The organism is Stappia sediminis, assembly GCF_009826895.1.
GTDB classification, from domain to species: Bacteria; Pseudomonadota; Alphaproteobacteria; order Rhizobiales; family Stappiaceae; genus Hongsoonwoonella; species Hongsoonwoonella sediminis.
In genome coordinates, this window is record NZ_WUMV01000006.1 from 326,281 (window position 1) to 346,763 (window position 20,483).

General features: G+C 61.4%; 18 protein-coding genes and 2 pseudogenes. 1 reads left to right on the forward strand and 19 read right to left on the reverse strand.

Going from position 1 to position 20,483, the window contains the following annotated elements; all coding sequences use genetic code 11:
* Positions 1-132 precede the first annotated feature (132 nt).
* From GR183_RS13745 to GR183_RS13755, 3 genes are read right to left on the reverse strand one after another with little or no spacing between them, the layout of a single operon-like run.
* Positions 133-1,140 carry an Hsp33 family molecular chaperone gene (locus GR183_RS13745; protein WP_160776209.1) on the reverse strand — a complete coding sequence of 336 codons (1,008 nt, stop codon included), beginning with the start codon at positions 1,138-1,140 and terminating at the stop codon, positions 133-135.
* The gene (argF, locus tag GR183_RS13750) at positions 1,137-2,078 is read right to left on the reverse strand and encodes an ornithine carbamoyltransferase (RefSeq protein WP_160776210.1); all 942 of its coding nucleotides are present in this window, start codon (positions 2,076-2,078) and stop codon (positions 1,137-1,139) included. The genes GR183_RS13745 and argF overlap by 4 nt, the downstream gene beginning before the upstream one ends.
* The gene (locus GR183_RS13755) at positions 2,075-3,274 is read right to left on the reverse strand and encodes an aspartate aminotransferase family protein (RefSeq protein WP_160776211.1); all 1,200 of its coding nucleotides are present in this window, start codon (positions 3,272-3,274) and stop codon (positions 2,075-2,077) included. The genes argF and GR183_RS13755 overlap by 4 nt, the downstream gene beginning before the upstream one ends.
* A gap of 530 nt (positions 3,275-3,804) precedes the next feature.
* On the opposite strand from GR183_RS13755, the gene GR183_RS13760 reads away from it, so the two are divergent.
* Positions 3,805-4,338, forward strand: coding sequence for a GcrA family cell cycle regulator (locus tag GR183_RS13760; RefSeq protein WP_160776212.1), 534 nt, complete (start codon positions 3,805-3,807; stop codon positions 4,336-4,338).
* Between the two features lie 87 nt (positions 4,339-4,425).
* Here GR183_RS13760 and phoB read toward each other — a convergent pair whose 3' ends face one another.
* From phoB to GR183_RS13835, 16 genes and pseudogenes are all read right to left on the reverse strand, one after another.
* A complete protein-coding gene (gene phoB / locus GR183_RS13765) occupies positions 4,426-5,124 on the reverse strand; it encodes a phosphate regulon transcriptional regulator PhoB (RefSeq protein ID WP_160776213.1) in 699 nt (232 codons plus the stop codon).
* A gap of 68 nt (positions 5,125-5,192) precedes the next feature.
* Complete coding sequence (gene phoU, locus GR183_RS13770) at positions 5,193-5,903, reverse strand: phosphate signaling complex protein PhoU (RefSeq protein ID WP_160776214.1); 711 nt, start codon at positions 5,901-5,903, stop codon at positions 5,193-5,195.
* A 68-nt stretch (positions 5,904-5,971) separates the two neighbouring features.
* Positions 5,972-6,718 carry a phosphate ABC transporter ATP-binding protein PstB gene (gene pstB / locus GR183_RS13775; protein ID WP_244313752.1) on the reverse strand — a complete coding sequence of 249 codons (747 nt, stop codon included), beginning with the start codon at positions 6,716-6,718 and terminating at the stop codon, positions 5,972-5,974.
* Positions 6,719-6,835: 117 nt separating this feature from the next.
* Positions 6,836-7,735 (reverse strand): annotated as a pseudogene (pstA, locus tag GR183_RS22270) (phosphate ABC transporter permease PstA); the annotation flags it as partial.
* A 486-nt stretch (positions 7,736-8,221) separates the two neighbouring features.
* A pseudogene (locus GR183_RS22275) lies at positions 8,222-8,656 on the reverse strand (DUF3333 domain-containing protein); the annotation flags it as partial.
* Positions 8,649-10,037, reverse strand: coding sequence for a phosphate ABC transporter permease subunit PstC (gene pstC, locus GR183_RS13785; RefSeq protein ID WP_160776216.1), 1,389 nt, complete (start codon positions 10,035-10,037; stop codon positions 8,649-8,651). The gene pstC and the pseudogene GR183_RS22275, both read right to left, overlap by 8 nt.
* 125 nt (positions 10,038-10,162) lie before the next feature.
* Positions 10,163-11,182 (reverse strand): PstS family phosphate ABC transporter substrate-binding protein, encoded by a 1,020-nt coding sequence (locus GR183_RS13790; RefSeq protein ID WP_160776217.1) that lies wholly within the window; start codon positions 11,180-11,182, stop codon positions 10,163-10,165.
* A gap of 135 nt (positions 11,183-11,317) precedes the next feature.
* Positions 11,318-12,685: an ATP-binding protein gene (locus GR183_RS13795; protein WP_160776218.1), complete on the reverse strand. Its 1,368-nt coding sequence runs from the start codon at positions 12,683-12,685 to the stop codon at positions 11,318-11,320.
* A 241-nt stretch (positions 12,686-12,926) separates the two neighbouring features.
* A complete protein-coding gene (locus GR183_RS13800) occupies positions 12,927-13,403 on the reverse strand; it encodes an SRPBCC family protein (RefSeq protein WP_160776219.1) in 477 nt (158 codons plus the stop codon).
* Positions 13,404-13,577: 174 nt separating this feature from the next.
* Positions 13,578-15,074, reverse strand: coding sequence for a 3-hydroxyacyl-CoA dehydrogenase (locus GR183_RS13805; protein WP_160776220.1), 1,497 nt, complete (start codon positions 15,072-15,074; stop codon positions 13,578-13,580).
* 39 nt (positions 15,075-15,113) lie between these two features.
* Complete coding sequence (locus GR183_RS13810; protein ID WP_160776221.1) at positions 15,114-15,887, reverse strand: enoyl-CoA hydratase-related protein; 774 nt, start codon at positions 15,885-15,887, stop codon at positions 15,114-15,116.
* 147 nt (positions 15,888-16,034) lie between these two features.
* Complete coding sequence (locus GR183_RS13815; RefSeq protein ID WP_160776222.1) at positions 16,035-16,403, reverse strand: hypothetical protein; 369 nt, start codon at positions 16,401-16,403, stop codon at positions 16,035-16,037.
* Between the two features lie 90 nt (positions 16,404-16,493).
* On the reverse strand, positions 16,494-17,429 hold the full coding sequence (locus GR183_RS13820; RefSeq protein WP_160776223.1) for a metal ABC transporter permease: 936 nt from the start codon (positions 17,427-17,429) through the stop codon (positions 16,494-16,496).
* On the reverse strand, positions 17,426-18,661 hold the full coding sequence (locus tag GR183_RS13825) for a metal ABC transporter permease (RefSeq protein ID WP_160776224.1): 1,236 nt from the start codon (positions 18,659-18,661) through the stop codon (positions 17,426-17,428). The genes GR183_RS13820 and GR183_RS13825 overlap by 4 nt, the downstream gene beginning before the upstream one ends.
* A gap of 7 nt (positions 18,662-18,668) precedes the next feature.
* On the reverse strand, positions 18,669-19,490 hold the full coding sequence (locus GR183_RS13830) for a metal ABC transporter ATP-binding protein (RefSeq protein WP_160776225.1): 822 nt from the start codon (positions 19,488-19,490) through the stop codon (positions 18,669-18,671).
* A gap of 5 nt (positions 19,491-19,495) precedes the next feature.
* On the reverse strand, positions 19,496-20,443 hold the full coding sequence (locus GR183_RS13835) for a metal ABC transporter solute-binding protein, Zn/Mn family (RefSeq protein WP_244313735.1): 948 nt from the start codon (positions 20,441-20,443) through the stop codon (positions 19,496-19,498).
* Positions 20,444-20,483 lie beyond the last annotated feature (40 nt).

The window sequence follows — 20,483 nt, forward strand, 5'->3', positions numbered from 1 at the left end:
CGCCCGATAGGCGACGACGGCGCGTTCGATCAATTTCCGAAAGGCGGAGTTCTGCTAGTGATCCGATTCCGACATTTGAGCATAAGCCTGGACGCCTCCGGGACTCAAATGTCCAATTCGCTCCACTAGCGGTCAGTTGACGTCCGCGAGAATTTTCTCGGCTTCGAAATCGTATTGCGAGCTGCAGAACTCGCAAGTGACTTCAATCCGGTTTTCTTCCTTGGTCATGTCGCGGATTTCTTCCTCGGTGAAGCTGCGCAGCATACCTTCGACGCGCTGACGCGAGCAGCGGCACCTGTCCTCGACCGCCTGTGGCGTGAAAATCCGCACTCCCCGCTCGTGAAAGAGGCGGAACAGGATCTGTTCGACGGTAAGATCCGGATCGGTCAGTTCCTCGTCCTTCAGCGTTTCGACCAGGGTGCGTGCTTCCACCCAGGCGTCGTCTTCCTCGATCTCGTGAACCTCAGCTCCATCCGGAGCATCGCCCGGGTGAAGGTCCGGCACGCGCATGCGCTCCGGCGCCTCGGGAAGGAACTGCGCGAGAACGCCGCCGGCACGCCAGCGGTGCCTGGGCATGGTCCCTTCCTGTCGGTCGAGGATTTCGGCCACCGCAAGGCGCACGACCGTCGGGATCTGCTCCGACTGGAGGAAATACCGGTGCGCGACTTCCTCAAGGCCGATCCCGTCCAGTTCGACGATACCCTGATAGAGCTGCATGTTCGCGCCCTGATCGACCGTCATCGCCAGATGGCCTCTGCCGAGCAGCGAAGGGGCGTCGCCACGCCCTTCCCTTTCGGCCGCGGCGACCGCGTCGGCGTCGAACTTCGCGCAGGCGCGAATACCGTCCGGCGTCTCGAAGTCGACCACCAGCATGGACACCGGACCGTCGGTCTGGGTCTGCAGCGTGAACCTGCCGTCGAACTTGAGGGAAGTCCCAAGCAGGGTGACGAGCGTCACCGCTTCAGCCAAAAGACGGGACACAGGCACGGGATAGTCGTGCCGGTCGAGGATCCTGTCGAGCGAGGGGCCAAGAAACACCGCGCGGCCGCGCACGTCGAGCGGCTCCACGGCATAGGGCAGAACGGCATCGTTGCCGGCCGGGGCAATGCCCCGGTCTTTCAATTCCTGTACGATCTTCATGATGTGGGCAGAGCGTCAAAACACCAGGCTAGGATGCCCTTTTGGGCATGCAATCTGTTTTCGGCTTCGTCAAAGACGACCGACTGTGGGCCGTCCATGACTTCGGATGTCACTTCCTCGCCGCGATGGGCTGGAAGACAATGCATGAATATAGCGTCCTTGTCGGCTTCCGCCATCAATCGCTCGTTGACCTGAAAGGCCTTCAGCAAATTGTGACGGCGTCCCTCGTCGCCATCGCCCATGGATACCCAGCAGTCGGTGACGACGCAATCCACACCCTTTACCGCCGCATATGGGTCGTCGGTGAAAGTGACTTCCGCGCCCATGGAGCGCGCGGAATCGATAAGCTGCATGTCCGGCTTCAGTTCTGGCGGTGTTGCGACATTGATCGCAAAGCCCAGTTTGGCCGAAGCATGGATCCAGGATGCGAGCACGTTGTTGCTGTCACCCGTCCAGGCGACCGTGCGCCCCTTGATCGAGCCCTTCTTCTCCTCGAACGTCATGACGTCGGCCATTATCTGGCAGGGGTGCGAACGCTTGGTCAGCCCGTTGATGACAGGCACGGTCGCCGCTTCGGCAAGTTCGTTCAGATCGTCGCTGCCAAGGATGCGGATCATGATCGCATCCACATAACGCGAAAGCACGCGCGCCGTATCCCCCAGCGTTTCGCCGCGTCCAAGCTGCATTTCCGCGCCCGTCAGCATCACCGTTTCCCCGCCAAGCTCGCGCATGCCGATGTCGAAGGAAATTCGCGTGCGGGTGGAAGGCTGCTCAAACACCATGGCAAGTACCTTGCCGGCAAGCAGGCCTTGTCCGCGGATGATGCGAATGTCGCCCCGGGCCTCCTTGATGCGGCGGCTGCCGTCCAGGATCGCGCGGAGTTCGTCCGCTTCCATTTCTGTCAGGTCGAGAAAGTGCCGAGGTTTGGCAGAACTCATTCGGCAGCTCCCTTCGCGGCCTTCTCCTCAACGGCAATTGCCGCCTTCTCGATACGCAACACCGCTTCTTCGATCTCCTCGTCGCTGATGGTGAGCGGCGGCATGATGCGCAGCACGTTTTCGCCGGCAGCAACGGAAAGAAGCCCATTGGCCCTCATTTCCGCCAGAACTTCGGCATTCGGTACATTGCATTTGAGACCTATATGAAGCCCCTTGCCGCGAACTTCCTCGAACACCGCCGGATGCGTGTCGACAAGTGCTGCAAGTTTCTGCTTCATCAAAAGCCCCTTGCGCTGCACCTCCTCCAGAAAGCCTTCGGCAAGGAGAACGTCGAGCACGGCGTTGCCTACGGCCATCGCCAGCGGATTGCCGCCATATGTTGTGCCATGCGTGCCGGCGACCATCCCGGAAGCAGCCTCTTCCGTCGCAAGACAGGCACCGAACGGAAAGCCGCCGCCGATCCCCTTTGCGACCGACATGATGTCGGGCGTAATACCCGCCCATTCATAAGCGAAGAACTTGCCCGTACGCCCGACGCCCGACTGAATTTCATCAAGCACCAGAAGCAGGCCGTTTTCATCGCAAATCTCGCGTAGTGCCCGCAAGGTCTCTGTCGGCAGGACGTTGATCCCGCCTTCGCCCTGCACGGGTTCGACGAATATACCCGCCGTTTCCGGCCCGATCGCGGCCTTTACCGCATCCAGATCGCCGAATGGAACCTGCACGAAGCCCGGCGTTTTCGGCCCGAAGCCTTCAAGATATTTCTCCTGGCCGCCGGCCGCGATCGTTGCGAGCGTACGGCCATGGAAGGCGCCTTCGAAGGTTATCAGCTGATAGCGCTCGCCCTCTCCCTTGGCATGGAAATACTTGCGCGCGGTCTTTATCGCCGCCTCGTTCGCCTCTGCACCGGAATTCGTGAAGAACACACGGTCGGCAAAGGTGGCGTCGATCAGCCGCTGGCCAAGCTTCTCCTGGCCCGGAATCGTATAGACGTTCGACACGTGCCAGAGCTTTTCCGCCTGCGTCTTCAGCGCTTCCACCAAGTGGGGATGCGAATGGCCAAGGGAATTCACGGCGATGCCGGCTGCGCAATCGAGGAATCGTCGCCCGTCTACGGTGGTGAGCCAGACACCATCTCCCCGCTCAAACGCAAGTTCGGAGCGTGCATAGGTCTGATAGAGCGGCGACGCGGACATTCCTCTTCCTCACAGGTTCAATCGCCATATCGCACCCGGATTGCGACGGATGCAGATCATGGTTATATTTCAAGAAGTTGGCAGAATTTGGCACCATCGCCCCCATTTCGAGGCGGTGAAGGGCCAGTTCGTTCGCAAGCTTTGAATACGGATTGCAAACGCCTGCCCCAAACGACACGTGCCGCCTCGGTAAGGCGGCACGGCGTCTGGAGAGACTATATACACCGCCAAGGGGCAGTCCTGTCAAATCAAACGGCCAGAATCCGCCAGTAACACGAGATTCGTCAATTTCGCCATTTCTGGGGAAAACCGCGGTCATCCCCAAGGTATTGCCTTGCTCGCCTTGCAGGCAAAACGCACCATATTGTAGATTACTAATTGTTAAATACGATATCTCGTATGGCTTGCTGACCAGCCTGCCAAATAAGCAGCCTCTCCATGTTCAAAGGAGGCTCAGGGATGTGCTTTGCGCACCCGGGCTGGAAGTGTGCCTGAACGTTGCGGTCAAAGCGAGACGGAGAGCCTCAAAAATGACCTGGACAACCGAACGTGTCGATCTCCTCAAGAAGCTTTGGAGCGACGGCCTCAGCGCAAGCCAGATCGCCGGCGAACTGGGCGGCGTAACGCGCAATGCCGTGATCGGGAAAGTGCACCGCCTGGGACTGTCCGGCCGCGCGAAGGCCCCCGCACCGCAGCAAAAGCCGCGAAGGCCCGTCTCGAAACCGGCTTCGGGCTTGTCTGGCGGATCATCGGCGCATTCCTACAGCCGCGGCGGAGGCAGCGCCCCGCAAACCCACGGCGCAACGGCGCTCAAGATGGAAACCTCGCCTGCCCCGGCTCCGGCGCCTAAGGAACAGCCGGTCGCCGAGCTGGTGCCGATGGCGAAGAAGGCGACCATCCTTCAGTTGACGGAGCGCACCTGCAAATGGCCGATCGGCGATCCGAGTACCGAGGACTTCTATTTCTGCGGCAATCCTTCGGACCCCAGCGTACCCTATTGCGCATACCATTGCCGGATCGCCTATCAGCCGGCGACGGACCGCAAGCGCAGGGCTGCGGGATAAGATAGATAATCGGCTCGTTTTTGCAGGCGGCACATTTCGGATGTGCCGCCTTTTTCATTTTTCGGAAGGACCGGCCGGTTCGATTTGCTATTCTGCTACCGCAAACTGATCGTTGAAGGCGTAGCCCGCGCCACGCACGGTGCGGATCGGGTCTTTCGCGCGGCCCCGGTTGATCGCCTTCCTGAGGCGGCCGACATGAACGTCCACCGTGCGCTCATCCACATAGACGTCGTGCCCCCAGACACCATCGAGCAGTTGTTCGCGTGAATACACGCGGCCAGGCGACGTCATCAGAAATTCAAGAAGCCGGAATTCCGTGGGGCCCAGGTGAATTTCCCGCCCGTTGCGGCGGACGCGATGGGTTTCGCGGTCAAGCTCTATATCGCCGGACCGCAACACGCTGGCGACGACCTCAGGCTTCGCCCGGCGAAGGATCGCGCGCACCCGCGCCATGAGTTCGGGCACGGAAAAAGGCTTCACCACATAATCGTCCGCACCCGTGGCAAGCCCGCGGATGCGCTCCGATTCCTCGCCGCGCGCCGTCAGCATGATGACCGGCAGACGTTCCGTCTCGGTGCGGCCGCGCAAACGCCGGCAAAGCTCGATGCCGGAGATGCCCGGTAGCATCCAGTCCAGCAGCAGAAGGTCGGGCTGATCTTCTCGCAGCCGCAATTCAGCATCGTCGCCGCGCGCGCAAACCTCGACCGAATATCCCTCGGCTTCGAGATTGTATCGCAGAAGAAGACTTAGCGGCTCCTCGTCCTCGACAATCAGAACCTTCGGCATTCCACCCCTCTCATTTCAACAAGACGAGGGCCGATTTCCGGCTCATTCCCACAAGGTTATTCGCTATTTCAGGCGTTCCCGCTTTCGACGAAACCCGTCTCGTCGACTTTCGGCCGTTCGTCCTGCGGTTGCGAGCCGGTGACCATATAAGTCACGTTTTCGGCGATATTGGTCGCGTGATCGCCGATACGCTCGATATTCTTGGCGCAGAAAAGAAGATGCGCGCAAATCGAAATCTGGCGCGGATCTTCCATCATATACGTCAACAACTCGCGGAAGATCGACGTGTAGATCGCGTCGATCTCGTCGTCTTGCTCGCGCACGGTTTCGGCCGCCTCGGCATCACGTTCGGCATAGGCGTCGAGCACGGACTTGAGCTGCTGCTGGGCGAGTTCAGCCATGTGCTCCACACCGAGCGCGAAGCGCTTGGAATTGAAGCTGTTGTCAATCGCAATCACACGCTTGGCGATGTTCTTGGCGAGATCGCCCACGCGTTCCAGGTCGCTGGAGATGCGCATGGCGGCGACGATGTCGCGAAGATCCTGCGCCACCGGCTGGCGGCGTGCGATGATCAGGACGGCCGTTTCCTCAAGCTCATGCTGGAGCTGGTCGAGCCGCTTGTCGGTCTGCACGATTTTCTGTGCCTGCTCGCTGTCCTTGCGGACCAGCGCGGATACGGAATCGTTGACCATGGTTTCGGCCAACCCGCCCATTTCGGCGACACGGCTGGCGAGACCTTTCAGCTCGTCGTCGTAGGATGTAACTGTATGCTGCGGCATATTTTTCTCCCTCCAAGGGGCGAGATTTCCCTGGCCGGCCCTATCCATCGCCGCCGGTCGAACGGCGATTACCCGAAGCGGCCGGTGATATAGTCCTGCGTGCGCCTGTCCCGCGGATTTGTGAACATATCTTGCGTCGGGCCTTCCTCCACCAGGATACCCAGGTGGAAGAACGCCGTACGCTGGGATACGCGCGCGGCCTGCTGCATGGAGTGCGTGACGATGACGATCGTGTAGTTCTCGCGCAACTCGTCGATCAGTTCCTCGACCTTTGCCGTGGCAATTGGATCCAGCGCCGAGCAAGGCTCGTCCATGAGGATCACTTCGGGGCTGACCGCAATCGCGCGTGCGATGCAAAGACGCTGCTGCTGCCCGCCGGAAAGGCCGGTGCCGGGCGCATCGAGGCGATCCTTCACCTCTTCGTAGAGGCCGGCCTTCTGCAGGCTGGAGGCGACGATGTCGTCAAGCTCCGCCTTGGAACGGGAAAGCCCGTGAATGCGCGGTCCGTAGGCAACGTTCTCGTAGATCGACTTCGGAAACGGGTTCGGCTTCTGGAATACCATCCCGACGCGGGCCCGAAGCTCCACCACGTCAATCGACGGATCGTAGATATCCATCCCGTCCAGCGTGATATCCCCGGCGACACGGCAAATGTCGATAGTATCGTTCATGCGGTTGAGGCAGCGCAGGAACGTGGACTTGCCACAGCCTGAAGGGCCGATCAGCGCAGTGACCTGGCGCTCGCGAATGTCGAGATCGATATCGAACAGCGCCTGCTTGTCGCCGTAGAAAACACAGACCTTGTCACCGCGCATCTTGATGGGATCGCCGTCTGCGGTGAGCGCACGTGCCCCGGCCTCGGTAGCGTTCGCTGCTTCGGCGGCCGTCGGGCTCATCGTGGCATCCATGGACATTTCGTCACCTCTTCAAACTCACCAGCGCCGCTCGAAGCGTTTGCGCAGGATAATCGCGATCGCATTCATCAGGATGAGGAACGCCAGCAGCACCATGATTGCCGCGGACGTCTTCTGCTGGAACGCGGGCTCGGGGAAATCCGCCCACATGTAGATCTGGACGGGCAGCACGGTCGACGGATCGAGCGGGCCACCCGGAATATCGACGATGAAGGCCACCATGCCGATCATCAGCAACGGTGCGGTTTCACCCAGCGCCTGCGCCATGCCGATGATCGTGCCGGTGAAGATACCGGGCATTGCAAGCGGCAGCACGTGGTGGAACACCGTCTGGATCTTCGATGCGCCGATGCCGAGCGCCGCCTCGCGGATCGACGGCGGCACGGCCTTGAGTGCCGCGCGCGCAGCGATGATTATCGTCGGCAGCGTCATCAGCGCAAGCACCATGCCGCCGACCAGTGGCGCCGAACGCGGCAGGCCGAAGACGTTCAGGAACACGGCAAGACCCAACAGGCCGAAGACGATGGACGGCACGGCGGCGAGATTGTTGATGTTCACCTCGATCAGATGCGTGATCCGGTTCTTCGGCGCAAATTCCTCAAGGTAGATGGCGGCTGCCACGCCGATGGGGAACGACAAGGCAAGCGTCACCAGCATCGTATAGAACGAGCCGACGACCGCACCCCAGATACCCGCCATCTCCGGTTCTCGGCTGGCACCGGAGGTGAAGAAGATCGTGTTGAGCTTGCTTTCGATGAGGCCTTTGCCGGCCAGGTAGTCGGTATATGCGATCTCCTGGTCGGAGAACTTGCGCGAGGATTCCGGCGTATCGATGCGCTTGATCCGCCAGTCGCCCGCCGCCGCCGCCGCTTCGGACTGAAGCGGGATATAGGCAGTGCCTTCGATCATGGTCGCATCGACCGTTTCGACCTTTACCACGCCGCCGTTGATCTCGACGAGATAGGAGGCAACGTTCGTGGTCAGCTGCTCCGACTGGTTCACGGCGGTTGCCCGCTGTTCCAGGTTTTCAGCCTGTGTGCTCAGGCTTTCGATTTGCGCCCGGACGGAGGCGAGTGAGCTCTTGTTACGTTCAAGCCGCTCTTCAAGCCGGCGCTTCGTTGGCCCGTCCGCTTCAGCCACGCGCCGTTCGAGTTCCGGGATAGACGCTTCCAGGCTGCGAACGCTGCGCTGCTTGGCTTCGATTTCGGCACGAATTCCACGCGCGTCGTTGCCGAGGCCGGCCTTCACTTCCGCCAGAATTTCGTGAAAATCGTTAGAGGTGGAGAGAATCCTCACCGTACCTTCGGTGCCGACCGGGCTCGCGATCCCCTGCCCGGTTTCAACTGAGGACGTGGTGATCATACCTTTCACGTAAAGGTCCGCGAAGTCGGATAGCGGGATCGGCCGTGCTTGTTCGGTGCCGAGCATCGAGACGTCGTCGAGGACCTCGTTCCTCAGCACGATGTTCGCGCCACTGGAGACGAGCGAATAGAGCACCCTGCGGTTTCGCCGGTCGGATGCGAAGGGAAGTTCCGCTTTCAGCGCGTCGCGGACAATCGTGTTGTAGTCGGCGGCTTGCGGATCGGAAGGGTCGACGTTTTCGACGGAAAGATCAATCGGCAGGCTCACGTAGTTGAACGTGAATGCCGGCAATCCTTGCGAGATGATCGTCGAAAGCAGCAGCACCAGAAACAGGCCCGCGATGCCAATGGCACCGATACCGTACGCCTTGAAGCGGGCTTCGGCGCTATAACGCCTGGCGAGACGCTTCTTCGCTTCCACGCTGGTGTGAAGGTCTCCCGCCGGAGAGACGGTCGCCTTGTGTGCGATCTCAGTCATACTGTTCCCTGTATTTCTGAACCACGCGCAGCGCGATGATGTTAAGCAGAAGAGTTATGCAGAAGAGCAGCAGGCCAAGCGCGAAAGCTGCCAGCGTCTTGGCGCTGTCGAATTCCTGGTCGCCGATGAGCAGTGTGACGATCTGAACGGTGACGGTCGTCACCGCTTCCAGCGGATTGACCGTGAGGTTCGCGGCAAGGCCGGCTGCCATGACGACGATCATCGTTTCGCCGATCGCGCGTGAGATCGCCAGGATCAACGCCGAGACGATGCCGGGAAGCGCAGCCGGCAATACGACCTTTCGGATCGTTTCGGACTTCGTGGCCCCGAGCCCTGCCGATCCGTCGCGAAGCGACTGCGGCACGGAGTTGATCACGTCGTCCGACAGCGAGGAGACGAAGGGGATGATCATGATCCCCATCACCACGCCCGCGGCAAGAGCGGATTCGGAGGAAACCGACATTCCGAGGCCTTCGCCGAAACCTCTGAACGCGGGCGCCACGGTGAGGGCGGCGAAGAAGCCGTAGACCACGGTCGGGATGCCCGCGAGGATTTCGAGAACCGGCTTCGCGACGGCACGCACGGGCTGCGAGGCGTAGTCGGAAAGATAGATCGCCGAAAGCAGTCCGACCGGCGCGGCGACAAGGATCGCGATCGCGGTTATCAGCATGGTGCCGACGAGAAGCGGGATCGCGCCGAAGATTTCGGAATTCACATCGCTTGCTTCAACGCCTGCCCCTTCGAAGGCGCTTTGCGGACTCCAGTGGGTGCCGAAAATGAAATCGAAGACAGGGACCTGGCGGAAGAACATGAGCGATTCAAAGATCAGCGACAGCACGATGCCGATCGTCGTGACGATTGCAACCGCCGAGCACGCGGCGAGAAAGACCATCGTCGTACGCTCGACCACGTGGCGCGCGCGCATGCGCGGTGCGATCTTTCTGAAACCGTAGACAAAGCCGAGGGCGACCAGCAACGCCAGGACGATGTTCATCCCTGTCGTGCTGTAGCTGCTGTAGGTTCTGAATAGTTCCGCAGCCTGCTCCTTGGCATCATCCGTAAAGCCGACAATGCCGCCGAAGGCGATCGCACGGGCATCGCGCAAAAACGCCTCAAGTTCCGGCTTGCCGAGATCGGCGACCGCGGAAACGCTTTGCGAGACTACGGCACTGTCAATAAACCGGGGCGCGGCGATCGACCAGACGACCAGCACGGCAAGTGCGGGCAATACGGTGACGATCGCGAGAAAACCGCCGTGGAACGACGGTCTTGAGTGCAGTTTCGAATAATCCCCATCGACGACCTTGCCCGATCGCGAACGGCCGATGAAATAAGCCGTGACTGCGAGCGCGGCGAGTATCAACAGATAGGTCCAGAACATGACAAGTCCTGATGGCTTGGGCCGATGGGTTGGGCGGTGACACCTTTAAGCCGATGACCGGCAGGTGAGCCCGCAAAGTGTCGCGACCGGCCGCGCATGGAGCGGCCGGTCGCGCAAGTCTTGTATTAGAGGCTGAGCGGCGTCAGGTTCTTCGTCGTCTCGCTCACCTCTTCGCGCTTCTCGTCCGGAAGCGGGATCAGCCCCTTGTCGGCGAGATAGCCTTCGTCGCCCCAGGTGCCTTCGCTGGTGAACTCGGCCACGTATTCCTCAATGCCCGGAATCACGCCGACATGCTCTTTCTTGACATAGAAGAAGAGCGAGCGGGAGACCGGATATTCGCCGTCGGCGATGGCTTCGAACGTCGGCGAAATGCCGTTGATCTTGGCGCCCTTGATCTTGTCGGCATTCTGGTCGAGGAACGAGAAGCCGAAGATGCCGAATGCCTTCGGGTTGGCTTCCAGCTTCTGAACGATCAGGTTGTCGTTTTCGCCGGCTTCGACATACGCGCCGTCTTCGCGGATGGCGGTGCATTTGTCGCCCTCAAGGCCGGCATCGGCAGCACCGGGAACCTGCTCGCAGCCATGCTCCATGACCAGTTCCTCGAACGCGTCACGCGTACCGGAGGTCGGCGGGGGGCCGAGAACCTCGATCTTCTCCGCCGGCAGCGAAGGGTCGATATCCGACCAGTTCTTGTAGGGGTTGGCGACGAGCTTGCCGTCGACCGGCACTTCCTTGGCAAGAGCCAGGAAGATCTGCTCGCGGGAAACATTGAGATCGGCGCCCGACTTTGCGTCGGCAAGCACGATGCCGTCGAAGCCGACCGTAACCTCGACCGGCGTCACGCCGTTTGCCTGGCAGGTCTCCAGCTCGGACTTCTTCATACGGCGCGAAGCGTTGGTAATGTCGGGCGTACCCTCGCCTACACCTTCGCAGAACAGCTTTATGCCGCCACCGGAGCCGGTCGATTCGACGACCGGGGTCTTGTGGGACGTCTTCTGGCCGAACTGCTCCGCAACCGCGGTCGCGAACGGAAAGACGGTCGACGAACCGACGATCTGGATCTGGTCGCGCGCTTCGGCGGTTCCCGCAACGACGGTGCTGGCAGCAACAAGCGCCACCGCGCTCACGAATGACTTGATCTTCACCTGGCCTCTCCCTTCGAGTGTTCAGGATTTTTTAACGTGTCCGCTTCGCAGGCGATTTCCCTTGCGAAACCGAGCGGAACGTAGCGGCCTCGGATGTGACTTCTATGACGCTTCGATCTCAGTTTTATGACAATGCTAGTTATTGATTTTATGAAGTTTTTCGTCCTTCACATCAGTCATTTGACGATCGGCCCTGGGGATTTTGACGGTGAAACAGGCACCTTCCCCGAAAGTGCTTTCAATTTCCAGCCGCGCCCTGTGGCGCGTCAGGATGTGTTTCACGATTGCAAGTCCCAGCCCCGTTCCCTTCATTTCGCGGCTTGTCGCCACGTCGACGCGGTAGAAACGCTCCGTGAGGCGGGGCAGGTGCTCCGCCTCGATGCCGGGGCCGTAATCACGAATCGATATCTCCCACCACTCGGCGCCGCGCGGCCCGGTTCCGGCCGCCGCCGCAATGTCCAGGCGCTTTCCGGACGCCCCGTATTTCAGAGCGTTTTCACACAAATTTTCAAAGACTTCCGTCAATTCGTCCTTGTCGCCACGCACCAGGATTTCACCGGCAGGAAGGTCCACCTCAAGCGCAACTTCCAACTCGTCGGCAAGCGGCTTCAGCGCCTCGAGGTTGTGCTCGATGACGTCCTTGAGATCGACGAGCGTATCCGGCTGGACATGCGCCTTGAGTTCGATACGCGACAGCGAGAGCAGGTCGTCGATCAGGCGTTTCATCCTGCCTGCCTGCTCCAGCATGATGGAAAGGAACCTGTCGCGCGCATCCGGGTCCTCGCGCGCGGGGCCCTGCAAGGTCTCGATGAAGCCGGTGAGCGAAGCAAGCGGCGTTCTCAGTTCGTGACTGGCATTCGCCACGAAATCCGCGCGCATGCGTTCAAGTCGCCGCTGTTCCGTCAGATCGCGTACGGTGACCAGAATGAACCTCGAGCCCTTTCGGAATTTTTCCGATGCCGACGCCTGCACCGGCGCGATATAGGCTTCCATCCAAAGTTCGGTGCGGGCTTTCTCGCTCCATTCGATGCGTTCGGTTCCGCCGCCGGAACTCACGCGGTCGAACGCTTCAAGCATTGCAGGCGAACGAAGGCTGAAAGAGAGCGGATCTCCCGGCCGCACGGTCCCGAACCGATCCCTCGCCGCCGGATTGGCGTATCGGGTAATGCCGCGCCTGTCGACGAGGAAGCACGGATCGGGCAATGCATCGACGACCATTTTCATGCCCGTGTCGGGCCAATTGTTCGCCTCGCCGTCGCCAGGAACCGCGTTTTTGGCAAGCCTCAGGTCTTTGCGCCCTCCAAGTACCGCGGCGAACAGAACAGCGGCAAAGGCCGCCACGGCCGCCCACGGTGGAACCTCGAAAGCTGCAACAGCTGCAATGCACAGTACCCCTGTGGCGATGAGCGTCCAACGCACGTGCATGAACCTTTGCCAGAGCCTTATGCCGAATTTGCGACCGTAGCGGCCTTTTGCGCCGGTGGTATGAGCTTCCTCAGTCATCGTGTTTTCGTTCATCGGTTGGCTGCCGGCCGTTTTCCGCAAAGCGCCTTTGCCGGGAGCGGACCTTCGAACGGCCCGGAAGCCCTTGGCGCATCACGGCAATTCCTCATACCACGAGGCCTGTGACGTTCCAAAGACGCAAGGTCGCGGTTGGCCGCGCGCCTGGGAAGCCGCACCCGGCGCCGGAACCCGCCCGCAAACACCGCTGTTCCATTCGCGCAAGCGCGAGACGGCCCGCGCTTTATGGCTTTCGGGCTGCGCAATCCCTCAGCGCCTTCAGGCAATGGGGCCATCCTTCGGGAGAGGACATCGCCGCCTTGTAGGCTTCGCCATCGACGCCGTGGCGCAGAAACTCCGAGTGGGATAGTTCCACAAGAGTTGCGTCGTTCGCAGGACGAAAGGCAACCATAACGCGGCTCGCGGCAGCCGGATCGGCAACGAGTTGACGATCCGGACCGATCTGCCAGGCGATGCGGATATAGAGCGGGCGCTCGATGGAAAGCACCGTACCCCAGACGATGCGGTGGCCGGAATTGGAGAGTTCGTAGCAGGCGCCGCCGAGGAAAGGCTCGATCCCGATCTCCTGCAGGTCGTCACCGGAAAATGTGTACTCGCGCGGCCACCAACGGCCGAAACCGTCGACAAACAGGTCGAATGCCGCTTCGCGCGAGCACGGAATGCGCTCTTCGAAGACCAGGGCACTGTCAGGTGCGGACATTGAAAATTCCCATGCTTCCTGGCCGTTATCCGACGGGTGCGCTGCGGTGTTTCCCTTGTTGGGCTACCATCCAAAGCGGCGCCGTCACAACAGCTATATCCACAGAAGATACAACGATCACGTTGATGACGGGAGGAAGTATCATGGCGTCCTGCCCCGTCGCATTGGCGCTCATCAGTCGCGTAGCGAAAGCCGCAGGTCCGCCCTGCGCCGCAGCCAGGGGCTCGGCCGGTAGCGAGGATCGCCGGAAAGCACCTCGATACCTTCCAGGATTTCCAGGATCACGTCTGCGCCAATCTCGTCGCCCCATGACAGCGGCCCGGACGGATAGCCGAGGCCGAGCGTCACCGCCGTATCGATATCCTCAGGCGTCGCGATGCCCGCCTGAGCGATGTCGCAGGCGATGTTTACAATCGTCGCGATCACGCGTTGCGCCACGAAACCCGTGGAATCCTCGATCGCCGTAACGGAATTGCCGCCTTTCGAGAAAGCCGCAACAGCCCGCGCCATCGTTTGCGTCGCCGTCGCCGGCGTGCTCATGAGCGTTCGCCGCCGGTCGAGCGAAAAGAGCGTATCGATAGCGATCACGCGCCTTGCGTCCAGGTCTTCGGCGACGGCGGCCGCCGAAGCGTCCGCGCCTATCGGCGTGACGATAATCAACGCGTTGTCCGAGGGGCGTTCCCCCGTTTCTACGTAAATGCCGGCGGAAGACAGCGCTTCATGCACCTTTGCGGCACGTTCGGGCCTTGCATTGCTGATCCAGACCGCTCCCGGCTCGACGGCTTCGTGGATGGTTTCGCCGGGTTCAGCCTTTTTTCCGTCCGGATATTCATAGAAGCCCTCGCCTGTCTTGCGGCCAAGCAGGCCAGCGGAAAGCCGCTGGTCGATCAACGGCGATGGGCGAAAACGCGGTTCCTGGTAGAACTGTTTGTAGACCTGGGCCATCACCGGCCCGGAAACATCCAGTCCGGTCAGGTCCAGGAGCTCGAACGGCCCCATGCGAAAGCCTGCGGCATCTCGCAGTATGCGGTCTATATCGGCGGGTTCCGCCACTCGCTCCCGCAACAGCTGAAGCGCCTCCGTCACATAACCGCGACCTGCATGATTGACCAGAAATCCCGGCGTATCGGACGCGCGCACCGCCTTGTGTCCCGCCTCTGTCGCCAGCCCTGTGAGCTTGTCCACCACATCCGGCTTCGTCCTGGCGCCGGGGATTACTTCCACGACCTTCATCAGCGGCACGGGATTGAAGAAGTGATAGCCGGCGACGCGTTCCGGCTTTTCACAGCCTGCCGCAATGGCGGTTACGGAAAGCGAGCTCGTATTGGTCGCCAGGATCGCGTGCGAACTCAGGATCTTCTCCAGTTTCGAAAACAGCTCCTGCTTCACCTCAAGCTTTTCGACAATCGCCTCGATCACGAGATCGCAAGATGCAAGCGCCTCGAGCTTACCCGCAACCTCGATGCGGTTCATGGCATCTTTCGCATCCCCTGCGTCCATGCGCCCCTTTTCCGCAAGCCTCGCAAGCATCCCGCCAACGAAATCCCGCGCTTCGGCTGCCGCGCCCTCGCGCGCGTCATGCAAAAGGATCCTGTTGCCGCTCGCGGCAAAAATCTGCGCGATGCCGCGCCCCATCGTCCCGGTTCCGACGATGCCGATGGTCAGGCCCATGGTATATCCCTCAAGAACTAGCGCTTCGCGTAGCGGATGTCATTCGCCGCGGAAATGCGGCTTGCGCTTGTCGAGAAAGGCGGACATGCCTTCCTTCTGGTCCGCCGTGTCGAACAGCATGTGGTAGGACTTGCGCTCAAGCGCGATAGCGGATTGCAGCGGCAGGTCTGCGCCAAGCAGCACGGTTTCCTTGATGTGCTCGAGCGCGATCGGCGGCAGGCGCGCGATCTTCACCGCCATTTTTACGGCCGTTTCAAGCACTTCGTCATCGGCGGCAAGTTCCGATACCAGCCCCCATTCGGCGGCGGTTTCCGCGTCGATGATGTCGCCCGTCATGAGAAGGCGGAACGCGCGGTATTTGCCGACTGCGCGCACGAGCCGCTGCGTGCCGCCCGCTCCCGGCATGATGCCGAGTTTTACCTCGGGCAAGCCGAATTGCGCACCCTCGCCGGCGATGATGATATCGGCATGCAGCGCCAGTTCGCAGCCACCGCCGAGCGCATAACCATTGACGGCGGCAATCATCGGCTTCGGAAAATCGGCGACCACCTGCCACAGCTTGTGAAACGCGAGGCGGTACATGCCCATCGGCGTTTCTTCCGCGACCACGGTGATGTCGGCCCCGGCGGCGAAGGTTGTGGTATCGCCCGTGATAACCACGGCGCGGACATCATGGTCGGTCTCTGCGCGGCTCAAGGCTTCGGCAAGCGCGACCCGCACTTGCGTGTTCAGCGCATTGCGCGCTTCCGGGCGGTTGATCTTCAGGAGAAGAACCCCTGGCTCCGGCCGCTCTTCGATAAGACAGTCCGTCATCGCCCGCTCCTCCAGATAGTCGATTGCCGGCCAATGGAGTGCAGGAGGCTTGCGCCCCCTGTCAAGGAATTCGTTTCATATGCGATAGTTTAAACCTAAAATATTCACTCGCAAACAATCGGACGGTCGATTGCGAAAGATCTGCGGTCAGACGGGAACGACGTTCAAAACATCCACTTCACGCGGATCGAGGCCCGTCCTGTCGGCGCAATGCAGAACCGCAAGACCTTCCGCGCAATCCGCATCGCGAGCCTTCAGGCGAAACGTCTCCGGCTCGCCGCCTTCGGGACGGACCGACACATCGAAGGTGTGGATGTGTCCGTGTTCCAGCTTGCCGTCCGGGTCGGGCTCGAAAGAGACGATCTTGACGTCGGCGGGGTTCCAGCCAAGCTCGAAGCCGGCCATGATCCGCGCGTGATCGGCAACCTCGTGCTCGCTCATCGCCTGCACGGGGATGGTTTCGACCTTGCCGTCGCAGCTCACCGTCGCGCGATAGTTCACCCAGATGTCCGACACGCCTTGCGCCTCCAGAAACTGATCCGGCCTTAATGCCGCAACGGTACTATCGAACAGTTCCGGGATGCCGTCCAGTCGCCTCGGGCCGTATCAGGCGCGTTGCAGGCGACGCCTCGCGATCACGCCGTAGCGCGGTGCGAAGATCATTGCCACGACCTGGATAATTCCGGCCACCACCGCGATCATTCCGGCAGCGGACACGCTCATGTCATAGCCGATCCAGGCGGGGCCGAATGCGGCGAATACATACCCGACGATGCCGCTTGAAAACGCGACGATGCCGGAAAGTATAAGTTGGGTGGATAGCCTGTCCGTGAGAAGGCGCGCCGTCGCCGCCGGGCAGATGAACATGGCGATCACCAGGATCGATCCGACCGCGTCGAATGCCGCAACCGCCGCCACCGCCACCATCACGATCAGCAGCGTGCCGACGAAGCGAGAGGATATGCCCAGCGTGTCGGCAAAGAGAGGGTCGAAGCTGACAAGCTTCAGTTCCTTGTAGAAAGCCAGAATGAAAGCGATCACCGCCATGTTCACGACGACGAGCCGCAGCACGGATACCGGCAGCGCGGCAAGGATTTCGGGCCGCAGCAGGTCGCCCCATCCGCTCGCCTCCAGCCAGATCGCGCTTTCCAGGTTTCCGTAGAGCGCGTGTTCGACGTCAAGGTGCACGCCGGCCGCGCCCGTTTGCTCCAGAAGCAGGACGCCGGCTGCGAACATCGAGGTGAAGACGACGCCCATGGCCGCCCCCGGCTCCACCTTGCCAAGCCGGCGCACGAGTTCGATCAGCCCGACGGAGACGAGCGCTGCAAATCCCGCCCCCAGCATCATAGGCAATGAATCCACCGTGCCCGTGATCAGAAAGCCGAGCACGATACCGGGAAGCACGACATGGCTGATGGCATCGCCCATCAGGCTTTGCCGCCGCAGCACCAGGAAATTGCCGAGAAGGCCGCAGCAAAGTGCTGCGAGACTGCCAAGCAGGATCGAGGGAAAGTCGAACTGCAGGAAAATATCGGCGCTCACGCGGCACCTCCCGCGGCCCTTGCCGCGTCATGCGGTGCAAGCCGCGTTTCAAGATCGGCCACCATGTCGGGCGAAAGCACCTCGTCGATAGGCTTCAGGGACCAGTCGGCAAGCGCATGCGCCTCGTCCGGGTATTCCTCGCGCCACAGGTTCCAGAGCGCCTGGTCGCGGTCGATCCGCCGTGCCGCCGACCATCCGGCTTCGGTCGGGCGCATATCACCGCTCACATACCCTCGCCGGATCAGGAGTTTGCGCGTGATCGGCTCCAGGATCGGCTCGTCATGCGCCACCGCCAGCAGGCCCTGGCGCAAGTGCACGATCTTCTGGAAGCGGCGGTGGCGAAGAAGCGCCGAAAGAAGCCCCCGCACGGGCGAGACCAGCATGGATATGACGAAGAGCGCGAAGAGAATGAGAACGATCAGCGCCCCCGTCGGCAGATCCGGCGCACTTGCGGAAAGGCAGGCGCCGGCGTAACTGCCTGCCGCGCCGATCGCCGCCGAAATCGGCACGAATCGCGACACGCGTTCGGTCCAGAAGCGGGCTGCGACCGGCGGGATTATGGTAAGCGCGATCACCAGCACGAGCCCGACCGTCTTCAACCCGATCACCACGACAGCTAGAAGCAGCGTGAGCAGCGCGATATCCAGCCTGCGCACGCCAAGGCCCGTGCTGCCGGCGAAATCCTCATCGAAACAAAGAAGCGCGAATTCCTTGAAGAGTGCCAGCACGATCAACGCCACCACGCCCGCGGCGATGGCAATCGTCATCGCTTCGGAGGAAAGCATGCCTGACGTCGAGCCGAGCAGGAAGCCGCTGAGGCCCGCCTGGCCTGCGGTCGCAAGCGACTGCAGCACCGTCAAAAGCACCATGCCAAGCGCGAAGAAGGTGGAAAGCACCGTGCCGATCGCCGTGTCTTCGGTAAGGCGCGTATTGGCCTTGATCCAGTCGACCGAGATCATGCCGATGCCGGCGGTCAGGGCCGCGCCTGCGAGCAGCAGCGGCAGTGAACGGCCATCGCCGAGCAGCCACACGCCAGCGAGGAAACCGATCACCACGCCCGGCAGCGTCGCATGGCTCATGGCGTCGGAAACGAGCGAGCGCTTGCGCAGCAGCACGAAGGCACCGACAGCCCCGCTTGCCGCGCCGAGAAGGGCGGCACCGATGGAGACGACCGCCGTGTTGTAGCCGGCATTGAGCGTCAGCGCGCCGAGGAAACTTTCAAGGAAGGTCATGGCCGCATCAAGTCTTCATGCCCGCCGCTTCGTGGAGCGCGGCAAGCTGCGTTGCCGCAAGCCGCCCGCCGTAGGTCTTCTGCAGGTTTTCCGCTGTGAAGGTTTCCGTCACCGGGCCGGAAGCGACGGTGCCGCCGTTCAGGAAAAGGACATGCGAGAAATAGACCGGCACGGTCTCGAGGTCGTGATGGACGACGAGCACGGTCTTGCCCTCGGCAAGAAGTTTCTTCAAAACGTCGACGATCGCCCGCTCCGTTGCGGCATCGACGCCCGCGAAGGGTTCGTCCATAAGATAGACCTTCGCGTCCTGCGCAAGCGCGCGGGCGAGGAACACGCGCTGCTGCTGGCCGCCGGAAAGCTGGCCGATCTGCCGGTCGGCGAAAGCTTCCATGCCGACAAGCGCCAGCATTTCGCGCGCGCGTTCCTTGTCGCGTCGTCCGGGCCATCGCAGCCAGCCGATCCGCCGGTAAAGCCCCATCGTGACGACGTCGAGCGCGGTCGCAGGAAAATCCCAGTCAACCGAGGAGCGTTGCGGTACATAGGCGATGTCGCCGCGCGCTTCGTCGATCGGCCGCCCGAATACGGCCACCTCGCCGGAAAGCTTCGGGATCAGGCCGAGAGAGGCCTTGAGAAAGGTGGATTTGCCCGCTCCGTTCGGCCCGACGATCGCCGTCAGTTCACCTTCAGGTGCCGCAAATCCGGCATTCCAGAGCACGGGCTTGCGGTCGTAGGCAACCGTCAGGCCCGATACCGCGAAGGGGCTCTTCGCATCCAGCGCCGGGCCGCGCCCTGCTTCCTTCAGGAAGCTCCCGCCGGTCTTTTTCGCCATACCCGTCACAGACCTGCCCCCAATTTGGCGTCCATGCCGCGTTCGGGCGCATCACCTCCGAGCGCTAGCGCTATGCGCGTCACGTTGTGATCGATCATGCCGACGTATGTTCCTTCATAAGTGCCGGGCGCACCCATGGCGTCGGAAAAGAGCTGTCCGCCGATTTTCACCTCATGGCCTTGCGCCGCGGCACCTTCGACGAGCGCTTTCACATTGCGTTCGGATACCGAGGATTCCACGAAGACGGCGCCGACATCCCGGCTGACGATGAGGTTCACAAGTTCCTCGACGCGCTGCAGACCGGCCTCGCTCTGGGTGGAGATACCCTGCACGCCAAGCACTTCGATGCCGTAGTCGCGGCCGAGATAACCGAAGGCGTCATGCGCGGTAACGAGAATACGCTGCTCTTCGGGTATGCTTGCTATGACTTCGCTGGCGTAGGCATGAAGACGGTCCATCTCCGCCAGATAGACCCTGGCGTTTTCCCCGAAGGTCGCCTTCCCCTCGGGGTCGAGTTCGCCAAGCGATGCCTGAATTCCGACAACCACCTGGCGCCAGAGTTTCGGGCTCATCCACACGTGAGGATCGAAGCGGTCCTTGTAGGTTTCGCTTGCGCGTCTTTCCTCGACCGGGATCACTTCGGCGGCTAAAATGACGGGCTTGCGTTCCTTCAGCTTCAGAAGAAGCTCCTCGAGCTGCGCTTCCAGATAAAGGCCGTTGGCGAAAATGGCGTCGGCCCGACCCATCTTCACCACGTCCGAGCGCGTCTGCCAGTATGAGTGCGGGTCGACCCCCTCGCCGATCAGGTTTGTAACCTCGACGCGGTCTCCGCCAATGCGCTGGACGGCATCTCCGATCATGCCCACCGTGGTGACAATATTCAGCTTTTCCGCGGCCTTCACCGGCGATACCGCAAGGATCGCCGCGCTGGCGATCGCCAGCAACGTCCCCAAAAAAGCTCGTCGTCCCAACACCATGCACATATCTCCGCGT